The 23,065-nt window shown below is 69.8% G+C and carries 20 protein-coding genes and 1 pseudogene; 11 read left to right on the forward strand and 10 right to left on the reverse strand.

Annotated elements, in window-relative coordinates:
* Positions 1-42 precede the first annotated feature (42 nt).
* Together ACSLIC_RS21510 and ACSLIC_RS21515 are read left to right on the forward strand one after the other, a co-directional pair.
* A complete protein-coding gene (locus ACSLIC_RS21510) occupies positions 43-2,106 on the forward strand; it encodes an APC family permease (protein ID WP_436739340.1) in 2,064 nt (687 codons plus the stop codon).
* A gap of 102 nt (positions 2,107-2,208) precedes the next feature.
* On the forward strand, positions 2,209-3,546 hold the full coding sequence (locus ACSLIC_RS21515) for a class I SAM-dependent RNA methyltransferase (protein ID WP_436739341.1): 1,338 nt from the start codon (positions 2,209-2,211) through the stop codon (positions 3,544-3,546).
* Positions 3,547-4,065: 519 nt separating this feature from the next.
* Here the strand turns inward: ACSLIC_RS21515 and ACSLIC_RS21520 are convergent.
* The 4 genes from ACSLIC_RS21520 to ACSLIC_RS21535 all read right to left on the reverse strand — a co-directional run bounded on the left by ACSLIC_RS21520 (position 4,066) and on the right by ACSLIC_RS21535 (position 5,834).
* Positions 4,066-4,278: a hypothetical protein gene (locus ACSLIC_RS21520; protein WP_436739342.1), complete on the reverse strand. Its 213-nt coding sequence runs from the start codon at positions 4,276-4,278 to the stop codon at positions 4,066-4,068.
* On the reverse strand, positions 4,279-4,575 hold the full coding sequence (locus tag ACSLIC_RS21525) for a hypothetical protein (protein ID WP_436739343.1): 297 nt from the start codon (positions 4,573-4,575) through the stop codon (positions 4,279-4,281).
* Positions 4,509-5,120 (reverse strand): hypothetical protein, encoded by a 612-nt coding sequence (locus tag ACSLIC_RS21530; RefSeq protein WP_436739344.1) that lies wholly within the window; start codon positions 5,118-5,120, stop codon positions 4,509-4,511. The genes ACSLIC_RS21525 and ACSLIC_RS21530 overlap by 67 nt, the downstream gene beginning before the upstream one ends.
* Positions 5,121-5,378: 258 nt before the next feature.
* Entirely contained in the window at positions 5,379-5,834 is a 456-nt protein-coding gene (locus ACSLIC_RS21535; RefSeq protein WP_436739345.1) for a MarR family winged helix-turn-helix transcriptional regulator, read from the reverse strand.
* A 105-nt stretch (positions 5,835-5,939) separates the two neighbouring features.
* Here ACSLIC_RS21535 and ACSLIC_RS21540 point away from each other — a divergent pair, with 105 nt between their 5' ends.
* Both ACSLIC_RS21540 and ACSLIC_RS21545 read left to right on the forward strand, forming a co-directional pair.
* On the forward strand, positions 5,940-6,971 hold the full coding sequence (locus ACSLIC_RS21540) for an aldo/keto reductase (RefSeq protein WP_436739346.1): 1,032 nt from the start codon (positions 5,940-5,942) through the stop codon (positions 6,969-6,971).
* Positions 6,972-7,279: 308 nt separating this feature from the next.
* On the forward strand, positions 7,280-8,401 hold the full coding sequence (locus ACSLIC_RS21545) for a Gfo/Idh/MocA family protein (protein WP_436739347.1): 1,122 nt from the start codon (positions 7,280-7,282) through the stop codon (positions 8,399-8,401).
* A gap of 571 nt (positions 8,402-8,972) precedes the next feature.
* Here ACSLIC_RS21545 and ACSLIC_RS21550 read toward each other — a convergent pair.
* The 6 genes from ACSLIC_RS21550 to ACSLIC_RS21575 all read right to left on the reverse strand — a co-directional run bounded on the left by ACSLIC_RS21550 (position 8,973) and on the right by ACSLIC_RS21575 (position 14,998).
* Positions 8,973-9,428 carry a hypothetical protein gene (locus ACSLIC_RS21550; protein ID WP_436739348.1) on the reverse strand — a complete coding sequence of 152 codons (456 nt, stop codon included), beginning with the start codon at positions 9,426-9,428 and terminating at the stop codon, positions 8,973-8,975.
* Between the two features lie 449 nt (positions 9,429-9,877).
* Positions 9,878-10,489, reverse strand: a complete 612-nt coding sequence (locus ACSLIC_RS21555) for a hypothetical protein (RefSeq protein WP_436739349.1) — start codon at positions 10,487-10,489, stop codon at positions 9,878-9,880.
* 89 nt (positions 10,490-10,578) lie between these two features.
* On the reverse strand, positions 10,579-12,831 hold the full coding sequence (locus ACSLIC_RS21560; protein ID WP_436739350.1) for a hypothetical protein: 2,253 nt from the start codon (positions 12,829-12,831) through the stop codon (positions 10,579-10,581).
* A gap of 54 nt (positions 12,832-12,885) precedes the next feature.
* The gene (locus ACSLIC_RS21565; RefSeq protein ID WP_385699791.1) at positions 12,886-13,701 is read right to left on the reverse strand and encodes a hypothetical protein; all 816 of its coding nucleotides are present in this window, start codon (positions 13,699-13,701) and stop codon (positions 12,886-12,888) included.
* A 102-nt stretch (positions 13,702-13,803) separates the two neighbouring features.
* The gene (locus ACSLIC_RS21570) at positions 13,804-14,463 is read right to left on the reverse strand and encodes a Crp/Fnr family transcriptional regulator (RefSeq protein WP_436739351.1); all 660 of its coding nucleotides are present in this window, start codon (positions 14,461-14,463) and stop codon (positions 13,804-13,806) included.
* Between the two features lie 43 nt (positions 14,464-14,506).
* Positions 14,507-14,998, reverse strand: coding sequence for a hypothetical protein (locus ACSLIC_RS21575; protein ID WP_436739352.1), 492 nt, complete (start codon positions 14,996-14,998; stop codon positions 14,507-14,509).
* Between the two features lie 226 nt (positions 14,999-15,224).
* Here ACSLIC_RS21575 and ACSLIC_RS21580 point away from each other — a divergent pair.
* The 7 genes and pseudogenes from ACSLIC_RS21580 to ACSLIC_RS21610 all read left to right on the forward strand — a co-directional run bounded on the left by ACSLIC_RS21580 (position 15,225) and on the right by ACSLIC_RS21610 (position 23,031).
* Positions 15,225-16,032 (forward strand): annotated as a pseudogene (locus ACSLIC_RS21580) (transposase family protein).
* A gap of 135 nt (positions 16,033-16,167) precedes the next feature.
* On the forward strand, positions 16,168-16,494 hold the full coding sequence (locus ACSLIC_RS21585; RefSeq protein ID WP_436740438.1) for a DUF7737 domain-containing protein: 327 nt from the start codon (positions 16,168-16,170) through the stop codon (positions 16,492-16,494).
* Between the two features lie 657 nt (positions 16,495-17,151).
* The gene (locus tag ACSLIC_RS21590) at positions 17,152-18,345 is read left to right on the forward strand and encodes a sensor histidine kinase (RefSeq protein WP_436739353.1); all 1,194 of its coding nucleotides are present in this window, start codon (positions 17,152-17,154) and stop codon (positions 18,343-18,345) included.
* Positions 18,345-19,019 (forward strand): response regulator, encoded by a 675-nt coding sequence (locus ACSLIC_RS21595; RefSeq protein WP_436739354.1) that lies wholly within the window; start codon positions 18,345-18,347, stop codon positions 19,017-19,019. Before ACSLIC_RS21590 ends, ACSLIC_RS21595 begins: the two co-directional genes overlap by 1 nt.
* Positions 19,020-19,209: 190 nt before the next feature.
* On the forward strand, positions 19,210-19,668 hold the full coding sequence (locus ACSLIC_RS21600; protein WP_436739355.1) for a hypothetical protein: 459 nt from the start codon (positions 19,210-19,212) through the stop codon (positions 19,666-19,668).
* Between the two features lie 22 nt (positions 19,669-19,690).
* Positions 19,691-20,458, forward strand: coding sequence for an ABC transporter ATP-binding protein (locus ACSLIC_RS21605; RefSeq protein WP_436739356.1), 768 nt, complete (start codon positions 19,691-19,693; stop codon positions 20,456-20,458).
* Positions 20,455-23,031 (forward strand): FtsX-like permease family protein, encoded by a 2,577-nt coding sequence (locus ACSLIC_RS21610; protein WP_436739357.1) that lies wholly within the window; start codon positions 20,455-20,457, stop codon positions 23,029-23,031. Before ACSLIC_RS21605 ends, ACSLIC_RS21610 begins: the two co-directional genes overlap by 4 nt.
* Positions 23,032-23,065: the final 34 nt, after the last annotated feature.

Raw genomic sequence — 23,065 nt, forward strand, 5'->3', positions numbered from 1 at the left:
GCTGTGCGGTGGGGGCCTCGGGGAGCGCTTACGATCCCCACCGTGTCCAAACTGACCGACGTGCCCAAACGGCTCCTCATCGGGCGCGCACTGCCCAGCGACAAGCTCGGGGAGACCCTCCTCCCCAAGCGGATCGCCCTCCCCGTCTTCGCCTCCGACCCGCTCTCCTCGGTCGCCTACGCGCCGGGCGAGGTGCTGCTGATCCTGTCGCTGGCGGGCGCGTCGGCCTACCACTTCAGCCCCTGGATCGCGCTGGCGGTGGTGATCCTGATGGCCACCGTGGTCACCTCCTACCGGCAGACCGTGCACGCCTACCCCAACGGCGGCGGCACCTACGAGGTGGCCAAGGCCAACCTGGGCGCGCGCGCCGGACGTACGGTCGCGAGCGCCCTCCTCGTCGACTACGTGCTGACCGTCGCCGTGTCGGTCTCCGCCGGCATCGAGAACCTCGGTTCCGCCATCCCCTTCGTCGTCGAGCACAAGGCGCTGTGCGCACTCGCCGCCATCATCCTGCTGTCGGTGATGAACCTGCGCGGCGTCCGGGAGTCGGGCACGCTCTTCGCCATCCCCACCTACGTCTTCGTCGGCGGCGTCTTCCTCATGCTGATCTGGGGCGGCGTGCGCGGCCTCGTCCTCGGCGAGCCGATGTCCGCGCCCACCGCCGGCTTCGAGATCAGGCCGGAGCACCCCGGTCTCGCCGGCTTCGCCCTGGTCTTCCTGCTGCTGCGCGCCTTCTCCTCCGGCTGCGCCGCGCTCACCGGCGTCGAGGCGATCAGCAACGGCGTCCCCGCCTTCCGCCGCCCCAAGAGCCGCAACGCCGCGACCACGCTGGCGCTGATGGGCCTGCTGGCCGCCACCATGTTCTGCGGCATCATCGCCCTGGCCCGGCAGACCGGCGTCCGCATGGCCGAGCACCCGGCGAAGGACCTCTACGACAACGGGGTGCCGGTCGGCCCCGACTACGTCCAGCAGCCGGTGATCACCCAGGTCGCCGCCGCGGTCTTCGGCGACGGGACCTTCCTGTTCCTCGTGCTCGCCGTCGCCACCGCGCTGGTGCTCTTCCTCGCGGCCAACACCGCGTTCAACGGCTTCCCGCTGCTCGGGTCGATCCTCGCCCGTGACTCGTACCTGCCGCGCCAGCTCCACACCCGCGGCGACCGCCTCGCCTTCTCCAACGGCATCATCCTGCTGGCCGGCGCGGCTGCCCTGCTGGTCGTCGTCTACGGTGCCGACTCCACCCGGCTCATCCAGCTCTACATCGTGGGCGTCTTCGTCTCCTTCACCCTCAGCCAGATCGGCATGGTCCGGCACTGGAACAAGGAACTCCCCACCGAGGAGGACCCGCGCCGGCGCCTGCACATCCACCGGGCCCGCACGATCAACGCCTTCGGCGCCGTCATCACCTGCCTGGTCCTGATCGTCGTCCTGGTGTCCAAGTTCAGCCACGGCGCCTGGGTCGCCGTCCTCGGCATGGTCCTCTTCTACGCCGTCATGACCTCGATCCGCCGGCACTACGACAAGGTCGCCGAGGAGATCGCGGCCCCCGCCGACAACCGCGAGGACGAGAGCCTGAGGCCCTCGCGCATGCACTCGATCGTCCTCGTCTCCAAGCTCCACCGCCCCGCCCTGCGGGCCCTCACCTACGCCAGGCTGATGCGCGCCGACAGCCTGGAGGCGCTGACCATCAACGTCGACACCGAGGACACCCGGGCCCTGCGCGAGGAGTGGGAGCGCAGCGGCATCGAGGTGCCCCTCAAGATCATCAACTCCCCGTACCGCGAGATCACCCGCCCGGTCATCGAGTACGTCAAGCGGCTGCGCGAGGAGAACCCGCGGGACGTGGTCAGCCTGATCATCCCGGAGTACGTGGTCGGCCACTGGTACGAGCACCTGCTGCACAACCAGTCCGCGCTGCGGCTCAAGGGGCGCCTCCACTTCACCCCCGGCGTCATCATCACCTCCGTCCCCTACCAGCTGGAATCCTCCGAGGCCGCGAAGCTGCGGGCCCGCCGTCGCGCCAACTGGTCCGCCCCCGGCGCGGTCCGCCGCGGCCCCGTCGAGAAGAAGGGACCCGGCGCCCGCCGGGAGGGCGACCGCCGCCCGTGACGGCCGGGTGCCCGGCGCCCGTACACTGGGAGGTTGCGGCTGCGGCTCGCCGCCGCAACCTCGTTCGCCTCGCTCTCCCCCTTCCTTTGGAGTCACCCCCTCATGCCGCAAGAACCGCAGACGTCACCGGGGTCGCTGGTCGGGGAGGAGTACGAGGTCGAGGTCGGCCCCGTCGCCCACGGCGGCCACTGTGTGGCCCGCACCGAGGCCGGGCGCGTCCTCTTCGTCCGCCACACGCTGCCCGGTGAGCGCGTCGTCGCCCGCGTCACCCACGGCGACGAGACCTCCCGCTTCCTGCGCGCCGACGCCGTCGAGATCCTCGACGCGTCCAAGGACCGCGTCCCCGCCCCCTGCCCGTACGCCGGCCCCGGCCGCTGCGGCGGCTGCGACTGGCAGCACGCCAAGCCCGGCGCCCAGCGCCGCCTCAAGGGCGAGGTCATCGCCGAGCAGCTCCAGCACCTCGCCGGCCTCACCCCCGAGCAGGCCGGCTGGGACGGCACCGTCGCCCCCGCCCCCGGCGACAAGCTCCCCGCCGGCGAAGTCCCCGCCTGGCGCACCCGCGTCCAGTACGCGATCGACGCCGACGGCCACGCCGGGCTGCGCCGCCACCGCTCGCACGAGGTCGAGCCCGTCGAGCACTGCATGATCGCCGCCGAGGGCGTCAGCGAACTCGGCATCGAGCAGCGCGACTGGAGCGGCATGGAGTCGGTCGAGGCCATCGCCGCCTCCGGCTCCGGCGACCGCCAGGTCGTCCTCACCCCGCGCCCCGGCGCCCGCCTCCCCCTGGTCGAGCTGGACCGCCCGGTCTCGGTCCTGCGCGTCGACGAGCGTGACGGCGGCGTCCACCGCGTCCACGGCCGCGCCTTCGTCCGCGAACGCGCCGACGACCACACCTGGCGCGTCGGCAACGGCGGCTTCTGGCAGGTCCACCCCAAGGCCGCCGACACCCTGGTCGAGGCCGTCATGCAGGGCCTCCTCCCGCGCAAGGGCGACACCGCCCTCGACCTCTACTGCGGCGTCGGCCTCTTCGCCGGCGCCCTCGCCGACCGCGTCGGGGACAAGGGCGCGGTCCTCGGCATCGAGGTCACCAAGCGCGCCGTCGAGGACGCCCGCCACAACCTCAAGGACTTCGACCGCGTCCGCATCGAACAGGGCAAGGTCGAACAGGTCCTCCCCCGCACCGGCATCACCGAGGCCGACCTCGTCGTCCTCGACCCGCCGAGGGCGGGCGCGGGGAAGCAGACGGTGGCCCGGCTGACGTCCCTGGGAGCCAGGCGCATCGCGTACGTGGCCTGCGATCCGGCGGCGCTGGCACGGGACCTGGGGTACTTCCGTGAGGGCGGGTACCGGGTGCGGGTGATGCGGGCGTTCGACCTGTTTCCGATGACGCATCATGTGGAGTGCGTTGCCATCTTGGAGCCTGCGACAAAGGGTGTCTGACCTGCGGTTTTGTGGTCCGGGTGGGTTGCCCGACCTGTTGCCCTCCGTGCGGCGGGTTGAGGGGACGATCTCTGCTCGTACCCTCCTGACCTGCGAGTTCATCAGGCAGGCGCTTGCGTCGGTGACGCCTTCAAGGTCTCGATCGGAGACTCTTGACGCTCATATGACGCTCGAACAGGAAGTCTTGACCGCCCGGAACTCTCTGGTTGGGGGCCCAGACCATAAAACCACGCGCGCCTGCCTCGACCTCTGGTGCAGGGCCTTCATCTCGAGCCGTACGTCGAGATCGCCGCAGATCCGGGAGACCTCGCTCTTCGACATGCGGGTGTGCGAGCCGAGCGCCTTGACCAGGTCGTCGACGTTGCGGGCAGCGTCGCGTTGCGGTAGTCGGTTCGAGTGGAAGCGCGATCGTTCCACGCCGTACCGATCCGCACGGTGACCTCGGCCTGGGCCACTGCCTGCAATCGAGCCTGCGCGTCAGTCTGGAGAGGTGATCCGCGCGCTTCGCGGCCTCGTGCATCAGACTCTCACCACTCGCTGTACAGACCCGGCCCAGGGCCAGGCGTGGTCCAGGCGGAGGGTGCGTTGGCGGGCGTGGGCGGTGCGGGCGGGCAGGTGGTAGGTCTTCCTGCGGACCGTTTCGGGCTCTGCGGCAGCGAGTTCGGGCTCGTCGTGCAGGAGGAGGAGCCGGGTCCAGGCGTCGAGGTCCGCGGCGAGGGCTGCGGCCAGCACTCAGGCGACATTCAGCCGCCAGGACTTGGACGGCAAGAGCCCGAGTCCGACCCCGACCCGTTTGATCGCCTTCACTCGGTCCTCGACCTCGGCGTGGTCGCGGTAGAGGGCGTCGACGAACCATGCCTGCCCCGAGCCCGGCACACCCGAAAGCCCGTGGTGAGCGGGGATGTTGGTGGCGACGATCTGATGGCGCCAGCCGGTGTGCTGCTCGAAGGCGGTCAGCTTCTTCAGATCGTTGGAGGTGGCATTGCCGGGCCGCAGCAGCATCGCGACGCACTCGCGGGTGTTGGCCACCCACGCACCCAGCGGATGGTGGCCGAAGCCGCCCTTGGGCGTGCCAGCCGCTCCCTCCTTTTGCTGGTGCAGGAAACGAGAGCGGCGTCCACGTCCAGGACGTACCAGCCGGTCAGCTCCCGCCCGGCAACCCTGATCCAGGGGAAGCCGCCAGGCCGCAGTACGAGGAGCGTCCACACCACGCGTCGTATCGCGGCGCGCACGCGCTCGGCGCGCACGCGCACCGGCTCGTCGATCGCCTCCAGCATTCGGCGCAGCGTGCTGTCGGAGACCGGCCGAGGGGGCAACGCTCGCCAGTGATGCTGGAGTTGCTCGGCCTCCAGGACATTGGTAGCCCGCAGCACGATCGCGCCTACCAGCTGGACCAGAACCCTTCCCCGATCCCGCCACCCCGGCCCGACACCGTGCGGCAACGCGGCGCTCAGGGCGGTGGTCAGCCCGACCCGGTCGGCGACCTTGCGCAGCAGCACCACTCCAGCGTGGCCGATCAGGTTCTTGCCGTCGGCCCGCACGGCGAGCCGGTGATCCCAGCCGGTACTCTTCACCCGTTGGGTGCCTCTCCCGAATGATGCTCTTGATCTAGACAATCCAGATCATCACAGGTGAGAGGCGCCCTTCTGCTGTCGGGGCGTCAGTTCACCAGCTCAGCTGAATACGTGAGGTCAAGGGTGCTGGGCTCATGGAAGCAGTGGCCGCGTCCTACGCGTACTCGCTGACGTGTACCAAGTTGAGCAGAGGTGGCAGGGCCAACTGGCGGGGCCGGTGACCGTGCCCCTGCGGCTTGTCGGCTTCCGTTCCGGCGGCTACAGCCGGCGGAGGACAGAACTCAGCGTTTCGATCTCCTGCGCGGAGAGCCTGTCGGTGAAGTGGCGGCGTACCGCGGCGTCCAGGCCGGGGTGCACGGCGGTGATGGCCTGGCGTCCGGCGTCGGTGAGGGTGACGGTGACACCGCCAGCGCGTTCGCGGGTGACGAGTTGGCGCTTGCTCATGCGGGTGAGCTGGTGGGAGATGCGGGTGCGGTCCCAGCCGAGCGACGCGGCGAGCTCGCTCTGGCGCAGCGCCCCCCCCGCCTTGTTCAGGTTGACGAGGATCGTCAGGTCCGGCTCGGACAGGCCCGCCGCGTCGGCGGCGTCCGCGATCACACGGGTTCGGATGATCTCGTGGGCGCGCTTGAAGGCGGACCAGAAGCCGACGGGATCCAGTGCGGCCTCGTCCATGGCCTCGTCCGGCTCGGGAGTCCTGCCGCCCGATGTTGACATGTCAACGCACCCTTTCTAGTGTTGAGATGTCAACGCTAACAGGTGGGTGCCGCTCCATCCGTCCCCGACGGCCGCGCCCACCACTTCCACCCCGCGGAAGGATTCATGCGAACCCGAACCCTTGGAACCGGCGGCCCGCAAGTCACCCCTCTCGCGTTGGGCTGCGCCGGTATGTCCGACCACACCGCCCCCGCTGACGAGGCCGACGCCATCGCCACGATCCACGCGGCCCTCGCGGCCGGCGTCACCCTCCTCGACACCGCCGACTTCTACGGCATGGGCCACAACGAGGACCTCATCCGCCGCGCACTCCGCGACGGCGACCGCGAAAAGGCGCTCCTGAGCGTCAAGTTCGGCGGCCTGCGCGGCCCCGACGGAACCTTCGTCGGCATCGAGGGCCGTCCCGCCCATGTGAAGAGCGCACTCGCCTACTCGCTGCGCCGCCTCGGCACCGACCACATCGACATCTACCGCCCCTCCCGGCTCGCCCCCGACACCCCGATCGAGGACACGATCGGCGCCGTCTCCGAACTCGTCCAGTCCGGGTACGTACGACACATCGGACTCTCCGAGGTAGGGCCGGAGACCATCCGCCGTGCCCACGCCGTGCACCCGGTCTGCGACGTGCAGATCGAATACTCCCTGTTCAGCCGTGGCCCCGAAACCAACGGCATCCTGGACACCTGCCGCGAGCTGGGGATCGGCGTCACCGCTTACGGGGTCCTCGCACACGGTCTGCTTACCGGTTCCTACCGACAGCCGACCGGAGGCGACCCACGCACCCACTGGCTGCCCCGCTTCCACCCCGACAACCTCGCCACGAACCTCACTCTGGTCGACCTGCTGCAACCGCTCGCCGACGCACACGGCATCAGCGTCGCGCAGCTCGCCACCGCCTGGGTCATCGCCCAGGGCCGTGAGCGCGGCACCATCGTGGCCGTCCTGGGCGCCCGCCGACCGCACCGCATCGAGGAGGCCCTGTCGGCTGCCGAGGTCACCCTGACGGAAGCTGACCTCGGCAGGATCGATGAGGCCGTCCCGGCCGGCGCGGTGGCCGGAACCCGTTACGCCGCAACCCTCATGGCTTTGCTGGACAGCGAGCGCGGCCCGCAGCCATCTGCACACGCGTGGAATTGACCGCCGACGGTCAGGCAGGCTTCACGCTTCGCTCCTTCCGGCGACACGGTCTCCGTCAGCGTGTCGGTGAGCCGAGCCGGAAGTTCCGCGACACCCACAGCGGCGCCGTGTCCTGCACGTCGGTCCACGGCATCACCCGCTGACCCCGCACCCACCGGGCGTGCATCTCCTACGCCGGCGCCTGCTCGACACGTGACCCCCACCTCTCATGAGCCGGGCGTGTGAAGGATCACTTCCGCATCTGCTCCATGGCCACTGTGAGTGACGTCCGTGCCATTCACACAAAGAGAAAGAACAGGTGACGAATCATGAACACATCTGAGTCATTGCTTGCCGAGCTGGCCCGGTCCGAGAAGCCGATCGGAGTAGGGATCATAGGACTTGGGGCGCACGGTAGCTGGGCCGAGCGCTCTCACCTGCCTGCCCTGCGCGCCGTCCCCGGTTATGACCTGAGGGCCCTGAGCGCCAGTTCGAAACAGTCGGCGGAGCGCTCCGGGCAGAAGCATGGTGTGGCCAGCACCTTCGGGACGGCTGCCGAACTGGTGGCCTGCGACGAGGTGGACCTGGTGGTCGTGGCGGTGAAGGTGCCGCACCACCGGGAACTGGTGCAGACGGCGCTGAGCGCCGGCAAGAGCGTGCTGTGCGAGTGGCCGCTGGGCAACGGGCTCGCGGAGGCCGAGGACATGGCGCGGCTGGCGCGCGGTTACGCCGTGCCGACCGTCGTCGGACTCCAGGCGCGGTCGCACCCGGCGCTCGCCTACGCACGGCATCTCGTGGCCGACGGCTACGTGGGGGAGGTGCTGTCCACGACGGTGGTCGGCTCCGGCGGCGCCTGGGGCGCCACCGTCGGCCCCGGCGATCGCTATGTGCTCGACGCCGCGAACGGCGCGACGCTGCTGACCATTCCCTTCAGTCATGCCCTCGACGGACTCGCGTCGGTCCTGGGAGAACCCCGGGAACTGCGGATCCAACTGGTGTCGCGCCGTACGTCGGCCGTGGACACCGAGAGCGGACAGCCCATGCCCATGACCGCTGCGGACCAGGTGGTGGCCTCGGGACGGCTGCCGGGCGGCGCAGTAGTTACCTTCCACTACCGCGGAGGTATGTCCCGAGGAACCAACTTCCGCTGGGAGATAAACGGCACCGAGGGCGACCTCGTCCTCACCGCCCCGATCGGCCACCCACAGCTCAGCCCGCTCACCCTGGAGGGCGGCCGCGGAACGTCCACCGCACTCGCTCCCATGACGGTGCCGGAATCGTATGTGCGCGTCCCGCGACTGGAACCCCGAGCCGACGCGTCGGCCTACGCAGTCGCCCACGCCTACGGGCAGTTCCTGGATGACCTGCGCGAAGGCGCGTCACGCGTACCCGATTTCGCACACGGCGTCGCCCGGCACCGCAGCATCGCATCCGCCATTACGGGAGCGTGACCGGATGTGTGGGCCTCGGGCGGATGAGCCGAGCCGGTGATGAACAGTTCCCGCAGGTCGATGCGCCCGGGTTACCCGCACGCGACGGGCTGTCGGGCAGTTGGTTCGCTGACGCTCGTTTGACGCTCCGGCACCTGGATGGCCAACGAGAAGAGCTGAAACGTACCTCTCACCAGGCGTTTTGCTTGCTATGGCGTCGGCTGACGTCCTTCCGATGACGTCGCATATGGAGTGCGTGGCGATTCTTGAGCCCGCTACAAAGGGGCTTTGACCTGCAGTTTTCCTAGGTTGCTCAGGAGCGCCCGGGCACGCTCGACGTGTTCCCCGACATACGCGACGTGGAACGTTTCCTGGTGTCGGCGGAGTGGGTTTGACCTGCGGCTTCGTGGGACGTCTCGCGAGGTGATGGACGCGTTCTCCTCGCCCCTGGGGGCGCCGGGGAAACCGTCCTGACGCTCATTTGACGCTGTTTCCGACGGAGCGTCAGGTGGGTGCGGTAGCTCCAGCAGTGCGTGGGAAGAAGGGTCGTGTAGCTGAGCGTCATCAAACGGTACGAGGGTGAGGCAGGTCGTCACCGGGCGCCGACCGGCGCTCGTCCGGCCTGCCACAGCGGTAGAGCCAGGGTGATGTCGTCCAGGGGCCAGCGGGCCGAGCGCTGAAGTCGCGGTGAGATCCCCACACGTCGTCGAGGAGCATCCGCACTCTTTCCCACGTCGGGAGTTCGGCGGCGGGCTGCTGGCGCAGTGTGCCCGTTGTCGTCGACATGGATCTCGCGCGGCAGGGTGAGGACGCCGGCCCATCCGTCCGCGACAGCCCAGGCTTCGTCGCGGGCTTCCCACGACCAGCCCCACAGCAGCCACCGGTTGCCCGGCGCCCATAGCAGGGCGGGGGCGTAGCAGTCGGGGCCGTGGGCGACGAGCACCGGAGGGCCAGCCTCGAAGACGTCGCCGTGTTCCTCACCTATGAGAGCCTCGACGCACTGCGGGCCGTCGTTCCGCACGGACCGCACCGCACCCGGGCCCGCCACCCAGCTCCTTGGTCTTCGTCCTCATTCACCAGTTCACATAGGGGTTGTTACTGAGTGAACGCTCCTCGCGTTCACTCAGTGAACAACCAGGAACCTCGTCAGGTGCCGTAGTCGAGGCGAACCTCGTCCTCAGGCATGAGCCCGAACCAATGGACGAGTATCCGCGACAGGGCGAAGGAGTTGTCCGCTCCCGGGATGCTCGCCTTACGGGCGCCGGTCGGTTGGCTCGTCGCTCTTGGGCGGATCGTAGGGCGTCTGGGCCCCGGTCGCTTGATCGGAGGTGCTGGCGGCTTGGTGGCCGTGGAGTCGATAGACCATTTCATCCGGACAACGGTCCAAGCGGGCGCGACGCCAGGCAGCGTCGTAGGACAGGGGTGTTGCGCTGCGCCATTGAACGAGGAGGGCTCGGAGGCTGGTCATTGGGGCCAGCACCCGCCACAAGACGAGCTTCATGGATGTGCCCTTCGAGCTGTCGTGTCGGCCCCGGGTATGTCCATCGGCGCGATGCTGCTGCTGGGCAGGCTGCCGCCGTTGAGTGCCTTGAGGGAGTCGGACAGTACGAGCATTGCCTGCTGTCGCTTTTCGACGTCCGTGAACCCTTGGCCGACCTGCTCCCATTGCTGCAGGAGTGGGAACCACCAGCGGTTGCAGGAGTAGATCAGGCGAGCGAGGCGCTGGAGTTCGGCAACATGATCGTCAGCCAGGGCACCGGGGGCGTGGTGCTCAAGTTGGTCCAGAACGACGAGGTCCGGGTGATCGTAGAGGTTGTCTTTCAAGAAACGCAGACGGCGGACGCGTTGCTCGTCCGCTGCCCGCTGTGCCAGTAGATCCTTGGCGGTGCTGGGCAGACCGAGAGCCGCGTAGACGTTCAACAGGCAGAAGTTCGAGGCGCGGCGGGGCAGACAGCCGAGGGCGGCGTTGACGGCGTCTTGGGCAGTGGGTACGTCCGAGGCCGTCAGGCGCGCCGCTGTAGCGGAGGCAGCGGCATGCACGGCGGCGCGTACTGTCTCCTCCGCATTGGGGGGCACACGCCACAGTGGTCGCCAGGTGATCGTGTACACGGCTTCGAACGAGATGTCGTCCGTGGCACTCGGCAGCAGACGTGGCTGGACAGACGTACTCCTACGGACTGCGCGCCTCCATGGCCACCTCACGTGAGGCTCTCTTCGAGCGGAAAGACCGTGCGCAGCCGGCTGTCGACGAGGCGGTTGTAGAAATCGTCAGCCACACTGACGCCCTCAACGGTGGAGATGCCACGCAGCTCGTTCATGAGCTTCATGCCAGCCTCGAACATGTTGTGGCCGCGTAGCGCAGGCAGGAGTTGGTCGCGCAACTGTGTGTACGCGCTGGGATCACCGGCGCACGAGCGGATCCAGTCCGTCAGACGCGAAATGACCTGGGCAGCGGTGTCCGATGAGGAGAGCAGGTTGTTGAGGGCTCGCTGTACGTCGATGTCCGGGGGAGGCGCGCACACGAGCCACGGTGCGTCGTCACGGCGGACAGTCATCAGCGCGAGGAAGGCCAGCGCGCCGCCGCGCGCCGAGACTTTGCCCTGTTGCCAGCCCTGGACCTCAGCGACCAGTCGCGCTGCCACGGTGGGGTGTTGGACAAGATCGTCGTAGGCAGCCAGGACTTGGCCCGCTGCATCGGCGTTCTTGTGCGCGACGCGACGCATGCGCACCATGGCCCGCTTGGCCAGAGACGTGGCGGTGGAGGAGTCCTCCAGGATCCGTTGGCACAGCGCAATTACAGCGGGCGCGTAACTCCTTTGTTCCGCCCACCCGTAGAGCGCTGCCCACGCCAGGCGGCCGACGTGTTCGTTGCGCACGGCCTTTTCCAGGACCGCACCGAGCACCTCTGGCTTGCTGCTGCTGACGAGTTCACCCAACTCGGTGAGATAGCTCACCGTTCCATGCCGCACAGTGAGTTCGGCCAGCGCCGCCACGGCGTGGTCTTCCGGATCGGTGCTCTGGGCTGTCGCGACGAGCCAGGTCAGCAAGGGTTTGCGCATGACGTCGTAGTTGTCCCAGACGTACTCCAGCACCGCGCGTCCGTAGGCGGGCCGGTCGAAGACCACTGTGTCTTGCAGGTCTACTCGACCCCCGACGTCCTGGATACGCCGGCGCATTCCTCGTCCTGCCAGGGCACTGAGGGGCGGCGAGAACCCTGGTGCTGTGTCGGCGGCGCCGGGCGCGTCTCCGATGGCTGTGAGCAGAGCGGCTGCACTGCGCGCGACGATGGGCATGGGCGCTGACTGCTGCACGGCCAAGGCCAGGAGAAGGCAACGGTCTTCCACGGTGAGTGACGGATTGTCGTGCTCGTGCAGGCTGTTCAGCTCGCCGAATCGGCTGTCGAGTTCACCGCGCCAGTCGGTCAACGCTGCGATGATGCGGTCTTCGAGGGTGTTCCCGGTGTCACCCTCGCCTTCGGCCTGCGCGAGCGACTGCTGGGAGCTGGTGCGGCGGTGCTCCTTCCAGGCCATAACCACGGTGTGCGCGGCCCGCACGGCGGCCACTGCTGTCAATCCGCGCAAGGACGTGGTGGTCTTGGAGAAGGAGCGAAGAGACGTGACGAGTTGGTCGTAGCCGTAGGCGGTCAGGTGCGCCTCGACCACGCGCTGGGCATCGGGCGCCTGCTGCAGATGAACGACTTGGATGCCGTCACGATCGCTGAGGCGGTGGTCCTTCCACAGGTCCTGTGCGACGGTCAATGCGAGGTAGGAACGGCAGTCGCCCAGGTGAGAGGCGTGCTTCGACAGGGCGTTCAGGAAGTCGGTGGATACCTGGTCGTTCTCCGGATGCTTGAGATCGAGTTGGTACGCATGCGCCTTCTCCAAAGGCAGGCGCCCTTGGCGGGGAGTGTCCCAGTCCGCATCCAGCTGGACCAGGGTGGTTTCATCAGCAGTGTGCTCGGCCAGCAGGCGCAGAGCGAAGGTGGTGGAGCCACACGAACGCGGTGCCACAATGACGATGATCGGCTGGCGAGGACGGCCGGTTACAGGATTGACGATCTGCTCCCAGACCAGGTCCCAGTGCGGGCCCCGTACGAACGGCTGGTCGAGCAGCCGCTCACGGTCTTGTTCCACGCCCTCCAGTAGGTCCCGTTTCCGAGTCTCCAGGATCACCTGCTCGATGTGGTGGGCGACAACTTCGGGGTCCCCGTACACGTGTGTCGCTGCACTGTCCGTTTCGTGCACGCGGGGCGTGGGTGGCAAAGCGCCCGGCTGTGGGGGAGCTGGAAAAGGGGACCGGTCGCCAGGGTGCGCGCCCGGTCGATCGGCGGAGCCGGTTCCGGTGCGCAATCGATGCAGCCAGCCGCCGGAGCCGTTGGTCTGGCTCTCATCACCTTCGTTGTTCGGTGGGGTGGCGTCGGAGCGAGTGGGGTCGAACGGTACGTCAGTCATACTGGAACTCCAGGGTGAGTGCGCGAAAGGCAGTGGGGCGGAAGGCCAGACGCCTCACCGCTGGCGGCGATCGATTCGCACGGTTTCGATGCTGTTCGCGATCGTGGCGTCGCTGACCTGAGCGTGGAACTGGAACGTGCCGCCGCTGCTGGCTGCAGGCGCCGCCGATGCAGCGGTCTGCTGCGCGGGAGGGGAGGGAGCAGAAGCCGACGATGCGGCGTCTGTGACATAGGGATGTACGGCCGGACCGGTCAGGCCCGGTACATGAATGCGGCAGGGCTGCTCGAAGCCGGGCTTGTCGCTGACGCGGGCAACCGCCTCGAGGAAGTGATGTGAGCCCAGATCCTGCGTGCGTCCCGAGTGCACGGTGCGCTGGTAGACGATCTCGGAGAGCGCGGCAGCAAGGAAGCCGCCATTGTCTTTCGCGGCGGACAGCGCCTCGCGGTTTGCCTGACTGTCGAGCAGTCGGGTGGTGTCATTGATGGCGTTACCGCGGTGGTCGGGCAGGGACAGCGGGCCGATGTGCACACTGGCCCGCAGCCGCAGGACGGGACTACTGGCCAGCCGCTGCCGCTCGTAGCGCACCAGAGCCGCATTGAGCCGGCCCAGCACTGGGTCCACGAGTCGTGCCAGCACTGAGGGCGGGAACAGCAGGATCGCCCCGTCGCCACTGTCCTTGTAGCCGCCGGGAAGTTCCTGCGGGTCGGGCAGCTGGCAATCGGCGAGCACGGTCGCCACGATGTCGTCCACGTCGCACCGGGCGGCGGCCATCTTCGCCTCGGGGATCTGGCTGTACTTCTCCATGTCGATCGCCACGAGGGCGAGTTCGGCGGGCACATCCAAGGGCTCTGCGTGCAGCGGCACATCCATCGGGCACCGTCCTTTCAGCACAGGCGGTCAGGGAAGTGCCCATGCTGATCGGGTGGGACGGTCGCCGCTGCCCAGTAGTGGGCACGCCTGAAGTGCGGCCCGTCACGCCTGCGTACGCGCATGCGATTGAATCGAATGGATGTCGCGAACGAGGAGCCCACCACTGGAGGTGGTGCGGACCCAGTCCTGCTCGCGCCAGGGTTTGAGCGCGTTGACCACCGCGTTGCGGGAAGCGCCAATCATCTGAGACAGCTCCGTCTGGGTCAGACGCACGGCGAGATCCGAAGCCGAAGCGGATGCGGCCTCGACCAGTCGCGACAGAGCCGATGCCAGACGCAGCGGCACAGATGCGGTCGCCAGTTCGAGCCGAACGGCCTCCGATTCCCTGACCCGGGCGATGGCATGGCGCAGGAGTGGGGCCAGCAGATCATGCTCCTCAACGAACGTGAGGAAGGCGGCAGCCGGGATAATGCGGATCTGGCAGGTCTCGGCTGCGATGACCGTGGCGGTGCGCGGCTGGGAGTCCAACACGGCCAGTTCGCCGAGTAACTCACCGGCGCCGCGCACGGCAAGAAGCGTCCTTTCTCCGCAGGCCCCGGCCAGGGTGATCAACGTTGCCCCGGACTCCAGCACGATCACGTGAGTTGCTGGATCTCCCTGGCGGAGCAGCACACTCCGAGCGGGCCTGACGCGCTGCGGTGCGAGCGCCTTCAGGCGTGCCCACAACTTGTCGCCGATCACCGTGGCATGCGGCTGATACACGCGTCCCCCTGCTATGCGGCTCCTACACACTTAGGTGATCGTCTCAACCAACCAGAATGTTGCTCAATAGGCACATTCCAGCCATCAGGAGTGCTGCTAGGGCAAAGTCGACGGCCAGGCGGGCCGCTCGCAGCTTCCTGTCCGCCAGCCAGGCCAGCACTTGTAGTCGGCGGCCCTCGACATGCCGTTCAAGCTCCCCATGTGCAGCCGTACTCACACCGACCCGGTGGTGTACGAGCGCTTCGACCATCAATTCGGTATGCAGCCCCGCCCTTGGTACCACGGGTCGCAGCGCGAGCAGCGCAGCCCCTATCGCGGTCATCAGCAAAAGACACATCAGGACCAAGGAGAACACGGCGATGGGGGCAAGGTCGTGCGCACTCGACAGCACGGCAACCCCTGCAGCCAGCAAGCCACCGGCTATTCCGCACAAAGCCGTTGCTTTCGTATCCGCCCGCTGCACCTCGACGAAGGCGCGTTCAGCGTGTCCTTGCAGCCGCTCCATCTCCAACGGCATATTGCCTGGCTCGTGCATGTCGCCCCGCATCCCTCTGTGACCGTCGCCTGCTTGTCGTGGCAGTTGCCAGCCTGCTCTCAGATGTCGAGGAGTGATGCCTACCGCAGGGCATGAGGAGCGGTAGGTTCCTCACTCCACGGCCTTCCGTGGGTCCCTAGTCAATGAGCCTCCTTCATCCTGTGCTGGAGGGTGAAATGGGCTGGTCAGCAGGTGTGGTGACGAGACAGGGCCCCTTGTCGTTGGCGTGGTGATCTCACCCATCACACCGGCGACCGAAGAGGCCCTGGTGGTTCCGTATCCTGCCACGCTCGACGTCCCGCACGAGTTGGTTGAGCATGTCGCCTGGCTGCTGCACGAGCACCGCCAGGCCCGCAATACACGCTGGCGCAAGCTCGGCTGCTTCAAGCAGGCACTGCTCGCGCTGGTCCACCTGCGGAAGAACGAGACGTTCTCGCAGCTCGGAGCCGGTTTCGGCATACCGCCAGGCCACTGCCTGGCGGTATGCCGACGAGACCTTGGACGTCCTGGCCAGCTGGGCACCCGGCCTCCACGAAGCCCTGACCGGTCTCGGTGAGGGCGACCACGTCATCGTTGACGGCACCCTCATCCCCATCGACCGGATCGGCGCGGACGAGCCGTACTACTCGCAGAAGCACCGCAAGCACGGTATGAACGTGCAGGTCATCGCCCGCCCCGACGGAACACCCCTGTGGTTCTCCCGCGCGACACCCGGCCGGACCCATGATCTGACCGCGGCCCAGGCCCACGGCATCATCCAGGCATGCCTCACCCGACAGATCCTCGTCCTCGCCGACCGCGCCTACCAGGGCGCCGGCGCCACCTTCCGCACCCCGTACTACCACCACCGCGAACAGCCTGAGCACTACCAGCAGTTCAACCGCGACCACGCCCGACTCAGAGCACCCGGCGAACGCTCCTTCGCCTTGCTGAAGTCCTGGCGACTGCTCCGCCGGGCCAGATGCTCCACCCGCCGCATCGGCACCATCGTCCAGGCCGTCCACACCCTACTGACCTGCAACTATTCAGGATGAAAGAGGCTCAGTGAGGTCCTGCGCGACGTCGACCTGTTCGTCTCGGTCGCGAGCGTCGCCCATGACCCGACCTGGCAGGACGGCGGTCCCGGTGGACGCCATGCGGAGTACTGGTCCCGCCACAGCGCCGGTGAGCTGAGCGCGACCGCACGGACTCGCAGGGACCTGCTGACCCGGATGCTCCCGAGACTGGCCGTCGGCGACCGCTGCCACGTCGACGGCCGCTTCCTGCACGTCCGGGGCACGCTGCACACGTACAAGATCCACCTGGGCTCCGGGAACATCCTGACCGCCCCGGACGACCGGTACCTGTGCATCGTCCCCAAGGCCGTACCCGAGCGGTCGTCCCCCGTGTACCTGCCCTTTGAGGGCGACCGGACACTGTCGGTGATCCTCAGCAAGGCGATGATGCTCGCCGACGACACGAAGATCACCGACCCCACGGTACTCAGCCAGCTCTGACGACCGGGGGGCCGGGAGGGCCGGGCAGTGCCCGAGGTGCCGTCAGCTCGGCCCTCCCCGCGGGCGTGCCCGCCTCCGGTCCCGGGTGGTTCCGGGCGCGGAGGCGGCATGCCCGGGCTCGCGGCGGGCCTCGGGGGGACTTGGGCAGGTGCCTGGGCCTGAGCGTGGGCACCTGCGGCGACTTCGTCCTGGGACGGAGCCTGGCGTCGGCTCGGCGTCGTCGATCCCGAGGCGCCCGGCCTCGAAGGCCGCGGGGCCGCGTCCGGCGAGGTGAGGCGGGCCTACTCGCCGGTGCTGCGGCACCGGGGCGCGCCGTGTCCGCAGCCGGCGCGCGGCGGGCCGAAGGGCGAGTCCGCGTCCGCTGCCGGTGCGCGGACTCCGCGCCACCTGGGTGTGGTGCGACGAGTCTCACCGGCGAGCGGCGCCCGCCGGCCGACCCGGCCCTGCGGCGTCGGGCATGCGGTCTGGCCATGCGGCGCCGCCGCACCAGCTGCGGTGTTGAGGCAGTATGGGGCGCGTGAGGGTACCGCCCTCGTCGTGAAGTTCCCGCGGCCGGGCGGCTCTTGTGAGCCGGGCGGCACGCGGTTGCGCCACTGCCGCAGGAGAGGGGTACGACGGTTGGCTGAGGAGAGACCGGTCCCGGTCCCGGTGGCCTGGATGACGCGGTCCAGCCAGTACGGACGCGTCGTCGCCCGGGCCACCGACATCGGTATCGCACTGGTGGTGGTGGCGGCGGCCAGGAGCTACAGCTCGGAGTACGACCTGCTCCTGGGCGTACTGATGGCGCTGTGCCTGCTGGGCCGCAGACGGTTCCCCGGCAGGGTGCTGGCGGCCGTCCTGGCGCTGGGCGTCGTCCAGTTCATCCTGGAAGACGTGCCCGACACGCCACTGACGTCCGCGCCCGCCGCCTACGACGTGGCCGTGCTGTTCGCCATGATGTCGGTCGTCCACCATTCCCGGACCACCTGGATGCCCTACTTCGCGGGCGCCGTGGTGCTGCTGGCCACGGCGGCCGGGATGGTGGGGGCGCCGCCGCTGGGCATCGAGCCGTTCGTCGACGCCGAATCGCTCCTGCTCTTCTGGGGACTGACGCTGACGGTCTGGCTGACGGCGTTCGCCCTGCACACGCGGCGCCTGTACGCCGAGAGCCAGGCAGACCGCGCCTGGCACGTCGAGCGGGAACAGGAGCAGCGGGTCCGGCTGGCAGCGGCCCGGGAACGGGCCGAGATCGCCCGTGAACTGCACGACGTGGTGGCACACAGCCTGGCCGTGATGATCCTTCAGGCCGACGGCGCCGAGTCGGTGCTGCGGAAGTCGCCGGACACGGCGCGGTCCGCGCTCAAGACGATCGCCGCCACAGGCCGGGACGCCATCGACGACATGCACCGCATCGTCCGGGTGCTGCGCGAGGGAGCCCCGGACTCCGCGGACAGCGGACCGCCGCGGCGCCTGGTCACCCTCGACGAGATCGAGGTCGTCGCCGAACGCGCGCGGGCCGCCGGGCTGACCGTGGACGTGTCGGTGGAGGTCGGCGAGGGAGTGCTGTCGCCGGCGGAGGAGATGACGGCCTTCCGCATCGTGCAGGAGTGCCTCACGAACGTGCTCCGCCACGCCGGACCCGGAGCCGGGGTCGGCATCCGGCTCCACGAGGAGCAGGGCACGCTGCGGATCAGCGTGGCCGACGACGGAGCGGGCACCCTCGCCGGAAGCGGCGTCGGCGGGCGTTCCGGAGGGAACGGACTCGTGGGGATGCGGGAGCGGGCGGAGCTCGCCGGCGGCAGTTTCGAGGCCGGCCCCCGGCTCGGCAGCGGATGGCACGTGCGTGCCTCGATTCCGACAAGGACGAAGTGATGACGCGAACGGGCAGACCGATCCGGGTGGCCGTGGTGGACGACCAGCCCCTGATCCGGGCCGGCTTCTCCATGGTGCTGGCCGGTCAGGACGACATCGAGGTGGTCGGTGAGGCGGAGAACGGAGCGGACGCCCTCGACCTGCTGCGAAAGGTGGAGGCGGACGTCGTCATCATGGACATCCGGATGCCCGTCATGGACGGTATCCAGGCCACGGAGCAGCTGATGGGGTGGGGCGATCCCCCCGGCGTGCTGGTGCTGACCACCTTCGACAACGACGAGGACGCGTTCGCGGCGCTGCGCGCCGGGGCCGGCGGCTTCCTGCTGAAGAACGCCCCCGCCGCGGAGATCGTGAACGCCATCCGGGTCCTGGCCGCGGGGGAGTCGGTGGTGGCACCGCGCATCACCCGGCTGCTCCTGGACCGGGTCTCGGACCGGCTGGCACCGCAGAGCGGTCAGTCCCAGCGGCTGGACACCCTGACCGCGCGCGAGCGGGACGTCCTCGCCCTGGTCGCCCGGGGGAAATCCAACACCGAGATCGCCGCGGACCTGTACGTCGCCCAGGCCACGGTGAAGACGCACCTGGGCAACCTCATGGCCAAACTGCACCTGCGGGACCGCGCCCAGGCCGTCGCGTTCGCCTACGAGTCCGGGCTGGTCCGCCCCGCCTCCTGAGAGTGCGTCCCTCCCCCTGCGGGGGCAGAAGTCCCGCCGGGTTCTGCCCCCGCAGTCGCAGGAACCACCCCGCCCGGTGTGCCAGTTCCACCGCCCGTGATCTCGGGTCCGTGGCCGATGTCCCGGAAGCCGTCGAACTCCAGAATTCTCACTGTCGCCGAACGCGGCCGAGAACACACCGGAGGACCCGATGAACAACACGCCCACCCTGCCCGCCACGCCCGCCGTGCCCGCCACGCCCGACCGCAAGCGGAAGCGCCTTGTCATCGGAGCGGCCACGGCCGTGATCGTCGCGGCGCTGGCCGTCGGGGCCGGTTACTGGTGGCAGGACCGCCAGGAGCTGAGCCAGGCGTCCGCCGAGGACTGCCGGCTGGCACAGCGCATCGTCACCGAGGGCGGGGAGATCGCCACCGGCCCCGCGCCGGAGGCGGAGGAGTGGTGGCGGGAGACCGGCACCGAGCGCCGCGCGCAGATGAAGGACGGCTACCTCGGAATCAAGGTCGCCCAGTACGAGGGCTGGGCCCTCGCGACCGCCCAGAAGTCCCCGGAAGCACCGTCCGCGAAGGACGTGCAGAACCTCCAGGAGAAGGCGAGGGGGCACTGCTCGGAATCCGGCGTCACCTTGACCATGCCGCCGCTCGGCTCCTGACCGGGTCGGGAGGACTGCTCTCATGGCTGACCGCGCCGCCGCCCGCGGCCACACATCGGACGACGTCATCACCGCCACCGCCCTGGTGAAGACCTACCGTCAGGGCGCCACCGAGGTGCGGGCCCTCGACGCCGTGTCCGTCGGCATCGGACGCGCCCGGTTCACCGCCGTCGTCGGCCCCTCCGGGTCGGGCAAGTCGACGCTGATGCACTGCGCCGCCGGACTCGACACCGTCACCTCCGGCAGCGTCGTCCTGGACGGCACGGAACTCACCGGGCTCTCCGACCGGCAGCTGACCCGGGTGCGCCGGGAGCGGATCGGGTTCGTCTTCCAGTCCTTCAACCTGCTGCCGCAGCTGACGGCCTACGAGAACATCGTGCTGCCCGTCACCATGTCCGGCGGGCGCCCGGACCGCGACCTGGCGAACCATCTCTGCGAGGTCCTCGGCATCACCCACCGGATGTCCCACCGCCCCGCCGAGCTGTCCGGGGGGCAGCAGCAGCGGGTCGCCGTGGCCCGGGCGCTGGTGGCCCGGCCCGCCGTGGTCTTCGCCGACGAACCCACCGGCAACCTGGACTCCCGGGCCGGCGGCGAGGTCCTCGCCATGCTGCGGCAGTCCGTCGACGACCTCGGCCAGTCGGTCGTGATGGTCACCCACGACCCCGCGGCCGCGCGGTTCGCGGACCGGACCCTGACCCTCGCGGACGGACGCGTGGTGAAGGACGAGTACGCCACCTCCCCCGCACGGCCCGCCGTACTCGCCACCGACGTGATGGGGAGGCGGCGATGAGGAACCCGTGGCGCGCGACCGTCCTGGGCTCCCAGGTCGCGGAACTCCTGAGGCGGCCCGGACGGTTCGCGGCGACCGGACTGTCGCTGTTCATCGCGGCGTTCGTCGTCTTCGGCGCCGTCGTGGCCCAGCAGATCATCACCGCGACCGCCGTCGAGACGTTCCGCGGGACACCCGAAGCCGTGTCGGTGGTGGTCACGCCCGGCGACGACGGGCCGGACATCGGCGAGGCGGGCCTCCGGGAGATCCGCCGGACCCCCGGAGTCACCGAGGCCGTCGGCCGGATCGAGGACGGCGCCCCGCTGGACGGCAGTGCCGTCGAACGCTACCTCGCGCTCTCCGCGGACCCGGGCACCGGCGCCCTGTCGCACGTCCGGCTGGTCGAGGGCGCGTACCCGTCCGGCCCTGGCCGGCTCGCCGTCAACACGCGGGCGGCGCGGGAGTACGGGCTCGCTCCGGGAGCGTCGCTCACCCTCCTGCGGCCCGAACCCGACGGCGACGGCACCCGACGGGTCACGGTCGAGGTCAGCGGCATCGTCCGCGGCACCACCACGGCCGACGAGGAACCCACCGGCTACGCCCCGGGCGCCCACCTCGGGAATCTGCTCGGCGTACCGGGGTACTCCCGCGTCGACATCCGCACCGGCACCACGTCCGTTGCGTCCGGTTCGGCGGCGGAGCTGACGGAGCTGGTGGAGCGGGTCCGGCGGGCGGTGCCCGAAGCACGGGTGCGGCCTGGGGACGAGGTCCGCGACGAGGAGGCCCGTGAGGCGGTGGCGGAGGCGAAGGACTCCCTGGAGCTGGTCGCCGTCTTCCTCGCCGTCGCCGTCGGCGCGGCCGTTCTCGTCGCGACGTCCACCTTCCGCATCGTCTTCGCCCGGCGCGTACGCCAACTGGCACTGCTGCGCGCCGTCGGGGCGTCCCCGCGACGCCTCGCCGCCGCGCTCGTCGCGGAAGGGGCGGCGGTCGGCCTGCTGGCCGGCGCGACCGGCGTGCTGGCGGCCTGGGGCTGCGGGCAACTCGTCCCCCCGGCCGCCCGGCGGTTCGGGAACGATCTGTTCGCCCCCTCCGGCCTCCCGCTCGGCGAAGCCCTCCTCACCGTCGCCGGCACCGGCCTGCTGGCGGTCCTGGCGGTCCTGGCCCCGTCGCTGACCGCCTCGCGGGTCTCCCCGTTGCAGGCCCTGCGCAGCGCGGCGTCCGGGGAGGGCGGGGCGCACGGCGTCGGCCGGACCGCGCTCGGCCTGCTGTGCGCGGTGGGCGCCGCCTTCCTCGCCTGGCAGCAGTACGGCGCGCTGCCCGAGCCCGGTGACACGGGGTTCGACCGGTTCGAGGCACTGACCGTCGTGGTGCTCTCGGGCGGGCTGGCCTTCCTGGCCCTGATCGCCCTCGGCCCGCGCCTGATCCGGCCGGTGCTGTCGGCCGTCGCCGTGCCCCTGCGCCGCACCGGTGCGGCCGGCCGGCTCGCGGTGGCGGGAGTCGGCGGTGCGCCGGGACGGGCGGCCTCGGTCTCGGTCGTCGTAGCCCTCGGCGTCTGCCTGGTCGGCGCGACCCTGACCTGCCTCGCCTCCCTGAACGCCCACGAGCGGTACCGGCAGGCGGTGGAGGCGCCCGCCGACTTCTCCCTGTACGCGAGAGACGACGGTGCGCTGGACCGGTCGCTGGCCGCCGATCTGGCCTCCCGCCGCGAACTCGCCGATGTGACCGCGTTCCGCACGGCGGAGGTCGTCAACGGTGCCCGCAGCGCGACGATCTCCGACCTCGACCTCGCCGCCGTCCGCTCCGGTGTGGGGCTGGCCGCCCGTACCGGCTCCCTCGACGGCCTCGGACCCGCCCACGTCGTCGTGGACGCCGACCACGCCCACGAGCTCGGCGTCGGGGCGGGCGACCGTGTGACCCTGACGTTCGAGGGCCGGCCTGTCCACCTGACCGTGGCGGCGACGCTGCCCGGAGCAGGCCCCTACGGAGGGAACTTCTTCGTCCCCGCGGCGGACCTCACCCGGATGGGAATGGCCGCGGCGCCCACCAGGGTCACCGCCAACGCCTCGCAGGACGGTGCGCAGGGGCGGACTGACGGCCGGCGGGCCGTCACCGACACGCTGACCGGCCCGGAGCGAGGCGACGGCCGCGTCCTCGCCGAGGACACCGCCGAACAGGCCGGGGCGTCGGACGACCTGCGGACGATGGCCACGACAGTGATCATGGTCCTGGGCCTGACCGTCCTGGTGGCGGTCACCGGAGTCGCGACCACGGCGAGTCTCACCGTCGTCGAACGCAAGCGGGAGTTCGGGCTGTTGCGGGCCCTGGGGCTCAGCGGGGCGGCCGTGCACCGCATGGTCACGGTGGAATGCGCGCTCTACGGAGCCCTGGGCGGAATCCTCGGGCTGGCCCTCGGCGTGCCGTACTCCTGGCTGGTGGTCCGTGTCGCCGAGGCGAGCGCCCCGTTCACCGTGCCGACCGGGCAACTCGCGGCGGTCTTCACCGCCCTCGTCCTGGTGACCGCCGCCGCGGGGATGGTGCCCGCCCTCCGCGCCTCCCGGACCTCACCCACGGTCGCCGTCGCCCAGACCGAGTAGCCGGCGCTCCGGGCCCAGGGCACACCAGCCCGGG

It is taken from the genome of Streptomyces sp. BBFR102 (assembly GCF_051397025.1).
GTDB lineage: Bacteria > Actinomycetota > Actinomycetes > Streptomycetales > Streptomycetaceae > Streptomyces.